This window comes from Empedobacter sp. ULE_I140, from assembly GCF_053482575.1.
This window is the reverse complement of record NZ_JBQMTX010000001.1, coordinates 1,796,986-1,815,091: the sequence shown is the minus strand read 5'-3', so window position 1 is coordinate 1,815,091 and position 18,106 is coordinate 1,796,986. Positions and strand designations below refer to the sequence as shown.

Genomic DNA, 18,106 nt, shown 5'->3' with positions numbered 1-18,106 from the left:
TTTGTTGGATTTTCTATTTTGATTCTATCAATTTATTCAACTAAAACTGCAGAAATCAACACTTTTTCGAAACTAAATGAAACACTAATCGGACAGGTTTCTTCTGCCTCTTTTGCTATTTTCTGAAATTCTTCATCTGTAATCGAAGGAATACTTGCTGTTAAACTTAATTCTGATCGAACAACTTTTCCTCCTTCAAAAACAATTTTACAATCGGTTTCTAATTTTTCTGCTGTATAACCTGCGTCTCCAAGTAATGCAGAAGTTTTCATTGTAAAACAACCTGCATGAGCCGCTGCCAGAAGTTCTTCTGGGTTTGTTCCTACTCCTTCTTCAAATCGACTTTTGAACGAATATTGCGTATTATCTAATACTGTACTTTGTGTGGTTAATGTTCCTGATCCTTCTGTAACCGAACCATTCCAAACTGCTTTTGCACTTCTTTTCATTTTGAATATTTTTTAGATTGAATTTTATTAAAGTTAAAGATTATGAAATCATAAGAAGAATTAATTCTCAACTTTAAGAATAATTTTAACGAAAAAAGTTCAGATAAAAAATATCTGAACTTTTACTAAAAAAACTACTAACCACCCTTTACTATGAATTGTATTAGGTTATTCAAATTTACTAAGAAACTAATATTTATAAAATTGAAAATCAATTTCTAATCTAATTTTAATTTTAGAAAATCTTTATAACGTAACTTTTCCTATCTTTCCTTTATTCCCAACCAAAATCACATATTTCTTATCTGGCGAAACTGTACACGTATTGTAACTATCTTGTGTAATAGTTGTCCAATTATGTCCTCCATCTGCTGAATAATCCACTCCAGAATAGCCACAAACCAAGACTTTATCTTTTGAAATAATTGTTACGCCAGATTTATATCCTGTTGGATATTTCCATGAATCTTGAAAAGCAATTTTACCATTTGTCAACTTAAATTTATAGAAATTATAGCTCGAATCTTCTGGTTTTGTAAAATCTCCACCAACCAAATATCCTACATTATTTGTTGCGTCATAAGCCATTCCATTAATTCCAGAAGTAGAACTTTTTGTTTTCTCTAACGCATACATTTGACCACCTTTTGGCGTATAATAGTATAAATTCGATAGCTCTCCTCCTGTCACAATCAAGGTTTGCTTTGCATCTACATACAAATTACTTCCACTTGAAGCAAAAAAAGCTTCTTTCGGATTTTTTAAACGCAAAGGTTGACCATGAAGCGATTTTGCAACTTCCCATTTTGTCGGATCAGTAATCGAAGACGTTAATACAAATGGTTTATCTGGCGACATTGGATCGCCCAAGACAATAATCTTTTTCGAAGTTTTATCCACATAAATTGCATCTAAAAAAATACCTTTTTCATTATTTTCATACACTTTATTCCATGATTTTCCGCCATCTTTCGTTTGCAAAACATAAGCAGGAGAATCAATTCCTAAAGCTAAATAGTTATCTTTTCCTAAAACTTCTACATCTCTAAAATCTCTATTTTCAACAACTTTCGGGTTAATCCAACTAAATGTTTTACCACCATCTATCGTTTTACCAATTGTATTTTTTGAGCCAGAAACAATAAACGTTTTTGCATCCTGAAAAGCCAAACCTCGGTAACTAACAGACGAATTTTCCTCATTAATCACTTGATAGGTTTGCGCAAAAGACAAACTCGATAACAATAGGACGAAATATTTCATTTTTTTATAAATTTTAGATTCTACATTTTATATAAAACTATTTTATCTCGGCGAATCAACCAAATATTTTTTAAGTTTGTGTTTTACATCAAATAAAATGAAACGATATACATTCTCAACATTACTTCTAAGTCTTACTTTAACATGTTTTAATCCAATTAATCAAACTGTTTATGGACAAAATATGTCAAAAAATAGTTCGAGAAGTTTACAGATTAATGAAAAAACATTAAACGATATTCTTGAGAGAAATAAAGCTTTTTACAAAGAAGGAAAAGTTGCCGATTATATTCCAGAATTAGGAAAAATGCAAGCGGATAAAATTGCTTTTTCTGTAGTTAATGAAAATGGTAAAGTGATAAATGTTGGCGATATCAATCAAAAATTTACAATTCAAAGTATTTCTAAAATCATTGCGTTGATGATTGCTGTTACAGAAAAAGGGGAGAAAAATGTATTTTCTAAAATGGGTTATTTCGGAACAGATAAACCATTTAATCATTACGCAAACCTTGAAACGACAGGAAAACCTCTGAATCCAATGATGAATGCTGGTGCGATTTTAACAACTTCTATGATTGATGGTGAAGGTGAAATTCCTTTCAAAAAAATCCTTGAAATGGTTCGCTACATCACCAAAAATAATTCGATAGATTATAGCAAATCCGTTTATAATTCTGAAAAAGAAACGGGACACAAAAATCGTGGAATGTTTTATTTGATGAAAAATAATGGCTTGATTGAAGGTGATGAAGAAAAGTTGAACAACTATTTCAAACAATGTTCTATCGAAGTAACTGCCGAAGATTTAGCTAAAATTGGTTATTTCTTTGCGCATCAATGCACACGTTTTGATGGTGATGCAACGTATAAAAATCCAGAAATCTCACAGTTAATTCAATCTCAAATGTTGACTGCTGGAATGTATGAATTTAGTGGCAAATATTCACGCACCGTTGGTTTACCAAGTAAATCTGGCGTTGGTGGCGGAATTACCGTTTCCGTTCCAAACAAAATTGGTATCGGCGTTTTCAGTCCTGCACTTGACGAACATGGGAATTCCGCAGCTGGATATCATATGATTTTGGATTTGGTAAAGCAATACAATTTAAGCTTATTTCAATAATTTCTTATGTTCGATTTTAGATTAAAAGTTTTTGATACGGTTGCTAAACGATTGAATTTCACGAAAGCAGCAAACGAATTAAACATAACACAACCAGCTGTTACAAAACACATTAAAGAAATTGAATTAAATCTTAACATTAAGTTATTTGAACGAAATGGGACGAAAATAAAATTGACCAAAGCTGGTGAAATTCTATTAAAATATACAGAAGAAATTTTTTCTGTTTATCAAAAAATGGAATTTGAAATTGGGCAATTACAAGAAAAACAAAAAGGAATTTTACGTTTGGGTGCAAGTACGACAATTGCGCAATATGTATTACCTCCTATTTTGGCAGAATTTCGAAAAAGATTTCCTGAAATTCAATTGAGTTTGGTGATTCAAAATTCGGAAAGAATTGAAGAATTATTAGGAAATCATAAAATCGATGTCGGTTTAATTGAAGCTCAAATCAAAAATAGAACGTTTCATTATTTTCCGTTTATGAAAGATGAAATTGTGTTAGTTTCTCGTCAAAATCATTCTATTTTTACCAAAAATAATATCAAATTAGATGATTTAAAGAACATTCCGTTGGTTTTTCGGGAACCTGGTTCTGGAACTTTAGAAACCATTGATTTAGCTTTAAAATCGAAAAATATAAAGCTAAATGAACTCAATATCGAAATTCAATTGGGAAGTACAGAAAGTATAAAATCGTATGTGTTACATTCTGATGCTTTAGCGTTTTTATCAATTCAATCTATTTTACAAGAACTTAAAAATCAAACTTTAACTATTATTGACATTAAAAACCTTGTGATAGAACGTAATTTCAATTTTATCATTCCAGAAGGTGATCAATCTAAATTGGTGAATTTGTTTATTAATTTTTGCAATAGTTATAACTTAAAGTAATAATAGATTACTTTTTATCATTTCTTTTTGAATAATAAGTACAAGAAATTTGTACCATAAAATTATTCAAATCATGAAAATTATACATTCAGAAAAAGGCTTATTTCAACAATTCACTACACAAAAAGTTATCTTTTTAATTTGTGCATTTCTATGTTTAATGCCTTTTATAAGCTCTCCTATCGCATTAGTTTTAGGATTTGTTGTTGCGCAAATATTTGGAAATCCATACGAAGTACAATCACGAAAAGTATCAAACACTTTACTGAAAGTTGCTGTGGTAGGTTTAGGATTCGGAATGAATATTTTTTCGGCTATACAAGCAGGAAAAGAAGGAATTGTATTCACCGTTGTAAGTATTTCTACGTTGATGATTTTAGGATTTTTATTTACCAAACTCTTCAAAATTGAAAAAGCTACAGGCTACCTAATTTCCGCTGGAACAGCAATTTGCGGAGGAAGTGCAATCGCTGCAATCGCGCCAATTACAAAAGCAAAACCCAATCAAATTTCGGTTGCTTTAGCAGTAGTTTTCACATTAAACTCAATTGCATTATTGATTTTCCCACCGCTTGGACATTTATTCAACTTATCTCAACACGAATTTGGTTTATGGTGCGCTATCGCAATTCACGACACAAGTTCTGTCGTTGGAGCAGCAAGTAAATACGGAGAAGAAGCTTTACAAATCGCTACAACAGTGAAATTAGCTCGCGCACTTTGGATTATTCCATTATCGTTTTTAACCTTATTGTTTTTCAAAAACAACACATCAAAAATTAATATTCCGTGGTTTATTGGTCTATTTTTAATCGCTATTTGTGTGAATACCTATGTACCTTTTGTCCATCAATTTAGTCCAATTATTATCGATCTATCTAAAGCTGCTCTTACGCTTACATTATTCTTAATCGGCACAAGTTTATCATTCAAAATGATGAAAAATATCGGCTACAAACCGTTATTAATGGCGATTATTTTATGGGTAATTATTGGTGTTGGAAGTTTAATTATGATTATGAATTTAGCTTAAAATCATTCAGATTTCTATATTTGTTGTTATCTTTAGAACAAGAAAATTTACAATGAATCATCGATTATTAAAAAATATTGCTCTCGGAATTGGATTTTCAATTTCGAGTTTTGTTTCTGCGCAAACCTATACTTTAAAATTCAAAACTAATTACGGAAAATTTGATGTAATGTTATATGATTTCACTCCCAAACATCGCGATTTGATTTTGAGTGAGATTAATAAAGGAACTTATACAAATGCACAATTTAACAGAGTTGTGAAAGATTTCGTCATTCAAGGAGGCGAATTAGATGATCCTATTTTGGCGCGAGAAGCCGAACATCCAGAGCAAAAACCGATTCGTTTAGCGCCAGAATTTAATCCGAAAGCTTTTCATAAAATGGGAGCTTTAGGTGCTGGTCGAGATGGAAATAAAGAAAAAGCTTCTTATTACAATCAAATTTATTTTGTTGTAGGAAAAAAAATTACAGCGAAAGAATTAGATGATTTGGAAACTAAAAAAGGAATCAAATTTACAGCAGAACAACGCGCTGAATATTTAAAAAATGGCGGACAGCCTCGTTTAGATCATGATTTTACAGTTTTTGGAGAAATTACAAAAGGTTTAGACAAAGTCATGAAAATTAGTGAAGTTGAAACAAAGAACGAATTACCATTAGAACCTGTTATTTTTTCAATCAAAGTGAAAAAGAAAAAAACGCCTACAAAATATAACAAAACAAGTGTTTCTTTGGGCGGCACAGCGATTGGTTTTTAATTATTATTTTTGCAAATCAATTACAAATTATGCAACCATCAATTTTATTAACGACTTTAAACGCAAAATATATTCACCTCAATTTGGCAATTCGTATTTTGTACGATTTGAATCATCATCGTGGAAATATTTTTTGGAAAGAATTTACGATTAAATCTGACTTTGATGAAGTTGCAGAAAAATGCGCTAAATACAATATTATCTGTTTTAGTTGCTACATTTGGAATATTACGCAGACGTTAGAGGTTTGTAAACGAATCAAACAAATTTCTCCTGAAACTAAAATTTTGTTGGGTGGACCAGAAGTTAGTTACGAATATGATGATGTGATTGCAAATGATTATATCGACTATATCATTGTAGGTGAAGGAGAAATTCCGTTCGAGGAATTTGCAGCAAATTATCCCGCAATAGAAAATGTACCGAATTTAGTTTACAAAAAAGAGAACGAAGTTGTTTACAATGTACAAAATATTCAATTTGATATTAATCGATTAAAAGGTCGAAATCCTTATCAATACGATAATCCAGCGGATTTGGAAAAGAAGGTTTGTTACATCGAAACTTCTCGTGGATGTCCTTATAAATGTGAGTTTTGTTTGGCAAGTTTAGACAATAAAATGCGCTATTTGCCGATGGAAACCATCAAAGAAAATTTGTTGTATTTGATGAAACACGGGAAAACAATCAAGTTTCTGGATCGTACATTTAACATAAAACGAGATTTTACGATTGAATTGTTTCAATTTATTTTGGATCATTATCGTGAAGGAAATGTTTTTCAGTTCGAGATTACAGCAGATATTGTTCATCCTGATATTATAAAATTCATCAACGAAAAAGTGCCAAAAAATCTTTTCCGTTTCGAAATCGGAATTCAAACCGTTAATCAACAAAGTAATCGAGAAGTTTCGCGCAAGCAAAATTTTGAAAAAACGTCAAATGTTATCAATCAATTAAAAGATCGAATCGAGATGCATTTGGATTTGATTGTTGGTTTACCTTTGGAATATATTGATGATTTGAAATTTAGTTTCGAAGAAACCTTTAAACTATATCCACCAGAATTGCAATTAGGTTTTCTGAAATTTCTGAAAGGGACTCCAGTTCGTCAAAAATATGAAAACTATGGTTACCATTTTGATCCAATGCCGCCTTATCAAATTATAAAAAGTGATTTTTTAAGTGAAAATGATTTAGAAAATATTACTGCTTTAGAAAATGCTCTGGAGATTTATTGGAACAAACCAAGAACGCCAGAAACGCTGAAATATATTAGTCAAAAGTATTCTATTTTCGATTATTTGATGGGATTAGGACAATATTTTGAGCAGCATCATTTGTTTCACAAACATACCTTGAACGATGTTTTTCAAACGATTTACGATTTTGCGCAAACATTTACAAACGACAAAATTATATTAGAATTAATCGCGATTGATTATTATAGTTTTCATAAATCAAAACCAAAAGATTTATTTGAAATGGAACAAAAAATTGAAGAAGATTTGAGTGAACTTGCTTCTCATCCAAAAAGTAAATTTGTTTCGATTCCAATTTCATTTGATTATCTAATTTGGAAAGATGAAAATCGAATTGAAGAAACTACTGAAAATTGGTTAATAGAATTTGTAGGAACTTCTCACAATATTATTCATTGCGAAGTTTTAGAGAAATAGAAGTATAAAAAAACCTCTCAAATATTTGAGAGGTTTTTTTCTTAAGATTAGAATTGCTTATTGCCATCCACCTCCAACAGCGCGATATAATTCGACCATTGATGATAAAGATGATAATTTCGCATCAACAACATTCAATTCAGCATTCAACCCATTGTCTCTTGCTGTAATTACTTCTAAATAGTTTGCCATACCGTAGTTTAACAATTCTTCAGAATAGGTAATTGCTTGATTGTATAATTGATATTCTTTTTGTTTATATTCAGCTTTCTTCGTTGCTGCATCGTATGTGTATAACGCATCAGAAACCTCTTTACTTGCATTTAAGATTTTGCTTTTATAATTAATCAAAGCATTTTCTTGATTTGCTAAAGCAACTTCTTTTTGCGTACGCAATTTACGTTGTTGTAACAAAGGTTGAGTTAAGCTACCGATCACCGTTGCAAATAAAGATTGCGCACTAAATAATTTATCGATATCAATTCCTTGTACACCACCTGTTGCAGTAATAGAAAGAGAAGGATAAAAACTTGCATTCGCAACGTTAACATTCTCAAAAGCATTCATCAATCCAAACTCTGCAGCTTTGATATCAGGACGATTTTCTAATAATTGAGCTGGAACACCAACAGATAATTTTTCGTCAATTTTTTGAGAAGCTAAGTTTGTACGATTAATAGATTGAGGATTTGTTCCTAACAAAATACTCATCACATTTTCATTCATCTTAATTCCATTTTCAACATCAACCAATAATGATTTCACATTGAACAATTGCGCCTCTGTTTGGTTAACTGCAACTTCTGTTACATTCCCAGCTTCTTTCAAAGCTTTCGTTGTTTCTAAACTTTGCTCGCGGTTGATTAAAGTTTTATCTAAAATTCTTTTTTGCTCATCTAAAGCCAATAAGTTGTAATACGCATTTGCAATAGATGCAACAATTTGCGTTTTTACCGCTTTGTGTGCTTCTACAGTTTGCAAATAAGTTGCAGCAGATGCACGTTGATTACTTCTAATTTTACCCCAAATATCTGCTTCCCAACTTAAGTTCCCTGAAACTTCGTATTGACTTTGTGCACGTTTTGACATCAATGCACCAAATTGAGTATTACGAGAGTTTTCTGTAAACGTATATTTCGGACCTACAGATAAAGTTGGTAAATAACCTGCTTTACCTTGTTTAGCATACGCCTCAGCAACTGCAATATTTTGCAGTGCTGAACGTATATCTAAATTATTTTGTAAACCTTGATTAATCAAAGCTTGTAATTGAGTATCTGTAAAAATTTGTTTCCAAGAAACAGTTGCAACACTTGCACTGTCTTTTGCAATAACATCTGTTCTGAAATTTGCTTCATTTACAACAGCTTCAGGACGATGATAATCTTTTGCTACGAAACAAGATTGAACAGCAAACAATCCAGCTGCGATTAAAGTAATATTAAATATTCTGTACTTTTTCATTTTTAGATTGAATTATTATGTTCAATTTCTTCTTGTGGACGATCAAATTTAACTGGTTTAACTTTTTCTTGTAATGTTTGGAAAACAACAAACAATACTGGAATAACAAATAAACCTAAAATTGTACCTACCAATAAACCAAATGCTGCTCCAGTAGCTACAGAACGGTTACCAGCAGATGATACACCTGTTGCAAATACTAATGGCATTAATCCTAAAATGAAGGCAAAAGATGTCATCAAAATTGGACGTAAACGAGCTTTAGCTCCGTCTATAGCTGCCTGAACAATTGACATTCCGTGTACACGTCTTTGTAAAGCGAACTCTACAATCAAAATGGCATTTTTAGCGAGTAACCCAACCAACATGATTAAGGCAATTTGGAAATAGATATTATTTTCTAATCCAGCTAACCATTGAGATAAATATGCACCCATCATACCACAAGGAACAGATAATAATACTGCGAATGGTAAAACATAAGACTCATATTGTGCAGATAAGATAAAGTACACGAATACGATACATAAAGCAAAAATCATTGCTGTTTGAGAACCTGAATTAATCTCCTCACGAGTAAGACCTGTAAAGTCAGTACTATAAGAAGTAGATAATGTTTGTTCAGAAACTTGATTAATTGCTGTAATCGCATCACCTGTAGAGAATCCTGGTTTTACTGCTCCTGTAATATTAGCTGATGTAAATAAGTTGAAACGGTTAACAGAGTTAGGACCATACACACGTTTTAAAGTCACAAATTGTGAAACTGGTGTCATTGAACCTGCATCCGTTTTCACGAACATTTTATTTAAGCTTGTTTCATTGATACGATCATCTGGTGAAGCTTGAATGTACACACGGTATTGTTTACCAAAACGTGTAAAGTCAGCTGCATATAATCCTCCAATATATCCTTGTAAAGTTGAGAAAATAGAACTTACTGAAACACCAGATTGTTTTGCTCTTTCAATATTAACATCGATTTCGTATTGAGGAAAACCTGTGTTTAAAGATGTTTGAGCATACATAATTTCTGGACGTTGCATTAAAGCACCAATATATTCCTTTGCAACTTTATCAAAATCAGCAATATCTCCACCTGTTTTATCTAATAATTTCAACTCGAAACCAGAAGACATACCAAAACCTGGAATTGATGGTGGTTGGAAGAAAATCATTTGAGCATCAGGAATTTGAGCTGCAGCACCAAATAATTGTCCAATGATTGATTGTATTGATAAAGCATCTGTTGTACGTTCTTCGAATGGCTTCAATTTAATGAACATCATACCATAGTTAGAACCAGCTCCAGAAATAATAGAGTTACCCGAGATAATTGTTGCTTTATCTAATCCAGGAATTTTTTCAATTTTTTTCTGGAATTCTTTTTCAACTTCATATACACGGTCCATAGAAGCACCCGCTGGTAACTCGATATTACCAATAATAAACCCATTATCTTCAGTTGGTACGAAACCTGTTGGCATCATCTTTCCAACACCCCAAATTCCTAAACCACTTACAATAATCAATAAGAATGAAATCCATTTGTGTTTAATTAAAAATTTGAATGAATTACCATATTTATGTGTCATACGATCAAATGAAGCATTGAAAGCATCAAAGAATCGCTGAATAAAGTTACGTTTTTGCTCTCCTTCTTGATGTGGTTTTAAGAATAAAGCACACAATGCTGGAGATAATGTCAAGGCATTTAATGCCGAAATTAAAATGGCAACAATTAAAGTAATACCAAATTGTTTGTAGAATACTCCGGTTGGTCCTGAGATAAATGTTACTGGTACGAACACCGCACACATTACTAATGTAATCGAAACGATTGCTCCAGAAATTTCATCCATCGCATTTTTTGTTGCATCCATAGGAGCTTCGTGATGAGACTCCATTCGAGCATGCACGGCTTCCACCACAACAATGGCATCATCTACCACAATACCAATGGCGAGTACTAAGGCAAATAACGTTAATAAGTTTAACGAGAATCCTGCCAAATTAAGGAAAAAGAATGTACCAATAATAGACACTGGTACCGCAATCAATGGTACTAATGTAGAACGGAAATCTTGTAAGAAAATATATACAACAATAAATACTAAGATAAACGCTTCTATCATTGTGTGAACAACTTTAGAAATAGACGCATCTAAGAATGTATTTGTATCCATTAAGATAGTGTAAGAAACTCCTTCTGGTAATAATTTAGAAGCTTTTTCTAACTCAGCTCTCAAGTTTACAATAATTTCTTGTGCATTAGATCCTGGTGTTTGATAAACAGCAAATACAGCAGAAGGATCCCCATCCATTGCAGAACGTCCTGCATAAGATTGAGCACCAAATTCTACATTTGCTACATCTTTTAATCTTAGAACCTGTCCGTTTGGTAAAGATTTAATAACAATATTACGATATTGATCTTCTGTCTTGTATCGTCCAGAATATGTAATTGTATATTGGAATGACTGTCCAGAGTTTTCTCCTAACGAACCAGCAGCAGCTTCAAGAGATTCTTGAGATAAAGCTGCAGAAACTTCAGAAGGAACTAAACCATAACTTGCCATACGAGAAGGATCTAACCAAATACGCATAGAATAAGTCATCGCACCAAACACAGTTGCATCCCCTACACCGTTTACACGTTTTAAGGCTGGAATAATATTGATGTTCAAATAATTTTGAAGATAAATCTCATCGTATTTGGGGTTTGTTGAACTAAACGAAGCAAACATCAATGCTGATGTCTGTTGTTTTTGTGTCACAACCCCTGAACGAGTTACCTCCGAAGGTAATAATGGTGTAGCACGTGCCACACGGTTTTGTACGTTTACCTGTGCGATATCTCCATCTACACCTGGTTTAAATACAACATCAATAGAAGCAGAACCGTTATTAGAGGCAGTAGAAGAAATATAATCCATTCCTTCAACCCCATTCACCTGTTCCTCTATCGGGATAATTACAGACTCCATTACTGTCTTTGCATTCGCTCCGGGATATGAAGCAGAAATTTTTACAGTAGAGGGTGCAATATCTGGATATTGTGTTACCGGAAGCGATATAAGCCCCAGTATACCCAATATCAATATAAGGATAGAAATTACCGTAGATAATACGGGTCTTTCAATAAACTTTTTTAACATATCTATTTACAATTTAGAATACCGTTTTTGTAGATTCTACGATTTGATCAAAGTTTGCTGGAGTTGGTTTAACAGCTGTTTTATCACGTAGTTTTCCTACACCTTGTGCAACAACTTTATCACCTTTTTTCACTCCGTCTTTTACAACTGCCATATTATTCGCTCTTTCTACTACAGTAATTGGCGTTGCGTAAGCTGTATCTTTTGTTACTTTGTAAACATAAGTCATACCTTGTTGTTCAAACGTTGCAGCCTCTGGCACAACCAATACATCAACATAAGTTTTTGGAACACGAATACGCCCTGAGTTACCATTTGCCAAAAGCTTAGCCTCATTATTGAACGTAACACGGAAATCAATTGTCCCTGTTGTTGGATTAATTTGACCAGTTACAGTTTGTATTTTACCTTTCTCAGGATAAACATCTCCATTAGCTAATACTAATTCAACTGCTGGAATTTTGTTTAATTTATCTTTTAAAGTTGATCCTTCAGATTTAGAAATAAAGTTTAAATACTCTTTCTCATTCATAGAGAAATAAGCATATACTCTACTTGTATTTGAAACTGTAGTAATTGGAGTTTGATCTGTAGGACCAACTAATGTACCTTGACGAGAATTAATAGAACCAACCACTCCACTAATAGGTGCTCTAACAACAGAATAATCTACATTTGCTTGAGCTCCTTTGTAATTTGATTGAGCTTCAGTAACACCAGCCTGCGCTTGAGACTTAGCAGCTACAGCTTGATTATAACTCGCTTGTGCTTTTGCTAGATTAGCTTTTGCAGTTTCTAATTGTACATTACTAATAATATTTTTCTGTACCAACGGAGTCAATTTGTTTACCTCTACTTGAGCTGCTTGTACTGCCGCTTCTGCTGCACTTACATTAGCCTGAGCCGCTTTTACATTAGCTTGCGCTGCACCAACACCTGATTTTAAAGCATCCGCATTTTGAGTTAAAACATTTGTCTCTAATTTGAACAAAGGTTGACCAGCTTGTACATATTGACCTTCATCAACATAAACTTCTGTAATATATCCTTGGATTTTTGCACGAACATCATTATTTACAATACCTTGAATATTTGCAGGGTATTCATCATAACTCGTTACCACTTTCGTAGGCACATCAACTACCGGATAAGGCGTTGGACCTTGTGCTTGTTGAGCAGCAACATTGTCTTTCTTTCCACAAGAACTCAAAGCTATTGCCAAAGCACCAACCATTATAACGTTAACGTTTTTCATATTACTTTTACTTATTTTCTAGTTGAATTTTATTTATTTTTTGTATTGTCTCGTCTAATATCACTTTTGTTTGATTAAGATGTTCCAAATAAATATCAACTACTCTATTATCAACATTTTTAGAAAGCGTATTATTCGCTAGTTTATGTTCTTTTATTCGATTTGTATAACCTATATCTTGAGAAATCATTTCAAATAAAAATTCTAATTTTTCTGTCAAATAATTAAAATTTAATCTAAAATATCTTTTTCTAGAATTAATTTTATTTATGTACTCGATGTGTTTCATCGATAGTAAGTAGTTAATAGAGTTTGATAAGGAACTTTTACTAACATTAAAAATCTCAAGAAGTTCTTCGAAAGTAAATCCCTCCTCATCTGATTCTAAAATCATGTATGCTTGCAACTTAGCCGTCAATGGAGGAAAACCATAAGTTCTCTCCAAAAAAGCACTATAGCTGCAAAAAAGATCCAAATTACATGCTTGATTTTTTATATTCATAATTGTATAATCTACAAAACCATGCAAATATAAAATAGTTAGTTCTGTTTACACAGAACTAACTATACTTTTTTCGATGTTTAACAATTAATTAAATTAATAATTTGTTAATTCACATCTTAAATCTTAACAAAAAATAGACCAAACAAATTAAAAATAAATCTTTTATAGCATAATTAATTATTATTTCACAAAATATTACATAAGCAAACTTTTGTTTAAAAGAACTATTAAGACTTAAAATTTATAGGAGTTTTTGTTAAAAAAATATTAATTTCATCAACATCGTTTAAATAATCGAATTTTAAATCTTCATGAAATTTTTCAAAAATAGAAAAAATCAATTTCAATCTGCCATGTTGATAATTGTATAATTTTTCTGCATTATCTCCTGTTGTATAAGTTTCAAAAAGATAAGGATAACGACTAAAAGATTCTTGAATGATATATTTTCTCAATTCAAATTCTGACACTTTATCTTTCGTAATTTGAACATGATAGTTCACAATTCCACTCAATGTTTTTAACGTCAACAACAATTGACGATGACTTCTATTTATGTTAATCTGATTAATTAAGTGATGAGACTTTTCAAACTGCAAATCAATTTTTTCATAAATATTTTTTACACGATCTTGCAAATCATTTTCATTCTCTAATAATTGAAAATGCAAATGTTCTACTAAAGTTTCATCTTTATTGATAAGACGCAAAAGAAGTTTATCTTTTTCTTTTGAAGGAAGATCTAAAATAGAATTTTTCAATTCAGGAACGTCTTTCAATTTCATACTTATTTTGTTTGTTGTTAGCTTGCTTAAAATTACAAAAATATTCGAGATAATTCATTTTACACAAAACGATTAAATCATATAAATAATGTATATTCGAAAAAATAAATCATAACCTAAATGTCAAAATCACTCAAAATCTACATCATTTCTTCAGTTCTTCTCATTTTATTTTTATTGAGTTTAAACCTTATGGGGTTGAATTTAAAAGGAGAATATACCTATCAAATTCTTGCTTGGACTTGGATTATTTTCACCTTTTACATCGTTATTAAATTTTGGAAAATTATCTATATCAAAATTTATGGTTTTTTACTTTTTGCTTTAGTTGGATTGAGCATTTTACCAATGGCAATTCCGTTTCTATCTATCGTTAGTTTTTTATTCAATATGAATACAATTCAAACCATTAAAGTAAACGATGAATATAAAATAGTAGTTACGAAAAAAGTTATGGCAATGAAACGTGCTTATATCTATAATTCTGAATCTAAATTTCCTATTTTAGAAAAATCAAACAATATCGCGAGACCAGATTATAGTGATATTGTTTCTGAAACATTAAATATTAATTCTGATGATCCAAAGCTATATGAATACGAAAACGAACCTATTCAGCAAGCTAAACTGATTTCTATAAACAAGGATAGTATTGGAATTGAAATATCAAATTCTCAACAAAAAGAAAATTATTTATCATAACCTTAACGAAACTTATGGATATTAAGCGCATTTCGTGATTTATAATCCGTACTTTTGCACTCCGAAAAAAGGATTATAATTATGAAAAGCGTTGTAGAACACAGAAAATTACTTGGAGTTGATAAAAATGTAACTCTAAAAGAGTTGAAAACAATTTACAGAAATACGATGAAAGATGCGCATCCTGATAAATTTATCAACGACGAAGCAGGTAAAATAGAAGCTGAAGAAAAAAGTAAAGTTGTGATCGAAGCATACCACTTTTTAGTAAGTATTAATCCTGAAACGCACGAAAAAAACAAAGAAGAATATACGATTACAACTGCAAAATCTAACATTCATGATTTTTATATGGATGAACAAATTTTGAAAGTAGAACATTTAGATGGAAATCATTACGAGTATTTTGGCGTTCCTAAAAATACGTACATCAAAATGGTAAATTCTGATTCTCCAAGCCGTTTTGCAAGAAGACATATCTATGGAAAATTTACGCATAGAAAAGCTGGTGAAGCAATGAAAGATTAATTATCGGAACGATATATAACAAAAAAACCACTTCAATCGAAGTGGTTTTTTTATGCTTAATATATTCTATTGATTAGTTTCCTAAAATATAGTTGAAAATCAATGGAGCAACAATAGTCGCATCAGATTCTATCATATATTTTGGTGTATCAACATCTAATTTACCCCATGTAATTTTCTCATTTGGAACTGCTCCAGAATAAGATCCGTAAGATGTTGTAGAATCAGAAATTTGACAGAAATACGCCCAGAAAGGAACATCTGTCCACTCTAAATCTTGGTACATCATTGGAACAACACAAATTGGGAAATCTCCAGAGATACCACCAGCAATTTGGAAGAAACCTACACCTTTACCATCAGAATTAGCACGATACCACTCTGTTAAGTAAATCATGTACTCAATTCCAGATTTTACTGTAGACGCTTTTAAATTTCCTTTGATTACGTTAGACGCAAAAATGTTTCCTGTTGTAGAGTCTTCCCAACCTGGACAAACGATAGGTAAATTTTTCTCAGCAGCAGCAACAATCCAAGAATCTTTCGGATCAATTTCGTAGTATTGCTCTAAAACTCCAGAATTTACAACTTGGTATAAAAATTCGTGTGGTAAATAACGCTCACCTTTTTCTTCTGCTGCATGCCAAACATTCTCTAAATGCTCTTGTAAACGACGAAAAGCCTCCTCTTCTGGAATACAAGTATCTGTAACACGGTTGAAGTGTGTATCTAACAATTCGCGCTCTTGCTCTGGTGTTAAATCACGGTAATTTGGAATTCTTTTATAGTGAGAATGCGCAACTAAATTCATTACGTCTTCTTCTAAATTTGCTCCTGTACAAGAAATGATGTGCACTTTATCTTGGCGAATCATTTCAGCTAATGAAATTCCTAATTCAGCAGTAGACATTGCTCCACCCAAAGAAATTAACATTTTACCACCTTCTAACAAGTGTTGCTCATATCCTTTTGCAGCGTCAACTAAAGCAGCTGCATTAAAGTGTCTATAGTTATGTTCTATAAACTGACTGATTGGTCCTTTACTCATTTTATTTGTTTTTTATTTATTTAAAATTCAATTATTTGTATCCCAAAGTATTCAACACATCTTGATGCGTTTGTTCTTCAGAATATACTTTTGCTTCATAATTTTCATCAATCAAAATATATTTGGGCTGAGGAATTAAACAGTGATTAATTCCACCAAAACCACTAATATTATCTTGATATGCTCCTGTATTAAAGAAACCGATATACAATGGTTTTGCTTGATCATATTTCGGAAGATAAATAGCATTTACATGCTGTTCTGAATTGTAATAATCGTCAGAATCACATGTTAAACCTCCTAATAATACACGTTCATACTTATCGTACCAACGGTTAATTGGTAACATTACAAATCGTTTCGAAATTGCCCAAGCATCTGGCAAAGTTGTCATAAAAGAAGAATCGATCATATCCCAATACTCTTTATCATTTTGTTTCTTTTGATAAAGAATTTTGTAGACTACTCCTCCACTTTCTCCAACTGTAAACGAACCAAATTCTGTAAAAATATTTGGAACAGCAATTCCTTCTTCATCACAAATCATTTTAATTTGCAACAAGATTTCTTTCGCCATGTATTCGTAATCATATTCGAAATTCAACGAATTTTTGATTGGGAATCCACCACCAATATTCAAACTATCTAATTCTGGACAAACTTTTTTAAGGTTTACATAAACTCTCAAACATTTTGTCAACTCATTCCAATAATACGAATTGTCTTTAATTCCTGTATTAATAAAGAAATGAAGCATTTTCAATTTAATGCGTTCATTAGGTTTTACCATTGTCTGATAAAAAGGAACAATATCCTTGTAACCAATTCCTAAACGAGAAGTATAAAATTCAAATTTTGGTTCTTCTTCCGATGCAATACGAATTCCGATTTCAAAATCACCTTCAATTGCCTCAGAAAACAAATCAACTTCCTCGTAATTGTCAATTACTGTAATCGTTTTACGATGTCCGCTATTTACCAAACGAGCAATATTTTCTACATATTCCTCACGCTTGAAACCGTTACAAACAACATATTGATCGTCTGTAATCAAACCTTCTCCAATCAAATTTTCGACAATATTAATGTCAAATGCAGAAGATGTCTCAATGTGAATATCGTTTTTTAATGCTTCACCTAAAATGTGACGAAAGTGAGAACTTTTTGTACAATAACAATAATTGTAAGTTCCCTCATAGTTTAACTCTTCACGCGCTTTTTCGAACCAACCTTTCGCTTTCTGAATGTTTTGCGAAATTTTAGGCAAATATGTGAATTTTAATGGTGTTCCATGTTCTTCGACCAAAGCTTTTAGGTCAATTCCATTAAATTTTAAGTACTCTCCATCTAATTCAAATTCATCTTGTGGAAAGTCAAATGATTGCGTGATTAAATCTATGTATTTAGTTTTCATTATGCTTTATAAATGTTACGTGTGTTTAATAATTCTA

16 protein-coding genes are annotated in these 18,106 nt (G+C 31.7%); 7 read left to right on the top strand and 9 right to left on the bottom strand.

Going from position 1 to position 18,106, the window contains the following annotated elements; all coding sequences use genetic code 11:
• Positions 1-32: 32 nt before the first annotated feature.
• Positions 33-449: an OsmC family peroxiredoxin gene (locus ACTS9J_RS08600; protein ID WP_115000360.1), complete on the bottom strand. Its 417-nt coding sequence runs from the start codon at positions 447-449 to the stop codon at positions 33-35.
• A gap of 246 nt (positions 450-695) precedes the next feature.
• Positions 696-1,712 carry a YCF48-related protein gene (locus ACTS9J_RS08595; protein ID WP_219033968.1) on the bottom strand — a complete coding sequence of 339 codons (1,017 nt, stop codon included), beginning with the start codon at positions 1,710-1,712 and terminating at the stop codon, positions 696-698.
• A gap of 184 nt (positions 1,713-1,896) precedes the next feature.
• Here ACTS9J_RS08595 and glsA point away from each other — a divergent pair, with 184 nt between their 5' ends.
• The 5 genes from glsA to ACTS9J_RS08570 all read left to right on the top strand — a co-directional run bounded on the left by glsA (position 1,897) and on the right by ACTS9J_RS08570 (position 7,210).
• On the top strand, positions 1,897-2,838 hold the full coding sequence (glsA, locus tag ACTS9J_RS08590) for a glutaminase A (RefSeq protein ID WP_371875726.1): 942 nt from the start codon (positions 1,897-1,899) through the stop codon (positions 2,836-2,838).
• 6 nt (positions 2,839-2,844) lie between these two features.
• Positions 2,845-3,738: a LysR family transcriptional regulator gene (locus ACTS9J_RS08585; protein WP_219033970.1), complete on the top strand. Its 894-nt coding sequence runs from the start codon at positions 2,845-2,847 to the stop codon at positions 3,736-3,738.
• 73 nt (positions 3,739-3,811) lie between these two features.
• Positions 3,812-4,771 carry a YeiH family protein gene (locus ACTS9J_RS08580; protein WP_115000367.1) on the top strand — a complete coding sequence of 320 codons (960 nt, stop codon included), beginning with the start codon at positions 3,812-3,814 and terminating at the stop codon, positions 4,769-4,771.
• Between the two features lie 52 nt (positions 4,772-4,823).
• Positions 4,824-5,531, top strand: coding sequence for a peptidylprolyl isomerase (locus ACTS9J_RS08575; protein ID WP_084106814.1), 708 nt, complete (start codon positions 4,824-4,826; stop codon positions 5,529-5,531).
• A 29-nt stretch (positions 5,532-5,560) separates the two neighbouring features.
• A complete protein-coding gene (locus ACTS9J_RS08570; protein WP_291089852.1) occupies positions 5,561-7,210 on the top strand; it encodes a B12-binding domain-containing radical SAM protein in 1,650 nt (549 codons plus the stop codon).
• Between the two features lie 57 nt (positions 7,211-7,267).
• Here the strand turns inward: ACTS9J_RS08570 and ACTS9J_RS08565 are convergent, their stop codons facing one another.
• From ACTS9J_RS08565 to ACTS9J_RS08545, 5 genes are all read right to left on the bottom strand, one after another.
• Positions 7,268-8,674, bottom strand: a complete 1,407-nt coding sequence (locus ACTS9J_RS08565; RefSeq protein WP_219033973.1) for an efflux transporter outer membrane subunit — start codon at positions 8,672-8,674, stop codon at positions 7,268-7,270.
• 2 nt (positions 8,675-8,676) lie between these two features.
• The gene (locus ACTS9J_RS08560; RefSeq protein ID WP_448353129.1) at positions 8,677-11,832 is read right to left on the bottom strand and encodes an efflux RND transporter permease subunit; all 3,156 of its coding nucleotides are present in this window, start codon (positions 11,830-11,832) and stop codon (positions 8,677-8,679) included.
• A gap of 13 nt (positions 11,833-11,845) precedes the next feature.
• Entirely contained in the window at positions 11,846-13,087 is a 1,242-nt protein-coding gene (locus tag ACTS9J_RS08555) for an efflux RND transporter periplasmic adaptor subunit (protein WP_416410498.1), read from the bottom strand.
• Positions 13,088-13,094: 7 nt separating this feature from the next.
• Complete coding sequence (locus ACTS9J_RS08550) at positions 13,095-13,589, bottom strand: GbsR/MarR family transcriptional regulator (protein WP_416410499.1); 495 nt, start codon at positions 13,587-13,589, stop codon at positions 13,095-13,097.
• 230 nt (positions 13,590-13,819) lie between these two features.
• On the bottom strand, positions 13,820-14,377 hold the full coding sequence (locus ACTS9J_RS08545) for a hypothetical protein (protein ID WP_416410501.1): 558 nt from the start codon (positions 14,375-14,377) through the stop codon (positions 13,820-13,822).
• Between the two features lie 192 nt (positions 14,378-14,569).
• On the opposite strand from ACTS9J_RS08545, the gene ACTS9J_RS08540 reads away from it, so the two are divergent.
• Both ACTS9J_RS08540 and ACTS9J_RS08535 read left to right on the top strand, forming a co-directional pair.
• Positions 14,570-15,079 carry a hypothetical protein gene (locus ACTS9J_RS08540; RefSeq protein WP_291091604.1) on the top strand — a complete coding sequence of 170 codons (510 nt, stop codon included), beginning with the start codon at positions 14,570-14,572 and terminating at the stop codon, positions 15,077-15,079.
• Between the two features lie 81 nt (positions 15,080-15,160).
• On the top strand, positions 15,161-15,607 hold the full coding sequence (locus ACTS9J_RS08535) for a KTSC domain-containing protein (RefSeq protein ID WP_038330588.1): 447 nt from the start codon (positions 15,161-15,163) through the stop codon (positions 15,605-15,607).
• Between the two features lie 73 nt (positions 15,608-15,680).
• On the opposite strand, the gene ACTS9J_RS08530 is transcribed toward ACTS9J_RS08535, so the two are convergent.
• Complete coding sequence (locus tag ACTS9J_RS08530; protein WP_219033979.1) at positions 15,681-16,655, bottom strand: deoxyhypusine synthase family protein; 975 nt, start codon at positions 16,653-16,655, stop codon at positions 15,681-15,683.
• Positions 16,656-16,686: 31 nt separating this feature from the next.
• Positions 16,687-18,069, bottom strand: coding sequence for a decarboxylase (locus ACTS9J_RS08525; RefSeq protein ID WP_038330584.1), 1,383 nt, complete (start codon positions 18,067-18,069; stop codon positions 16,687-16,689).
• Positions 18,070-18,106 lie beyond the last annotated feature (37 nt).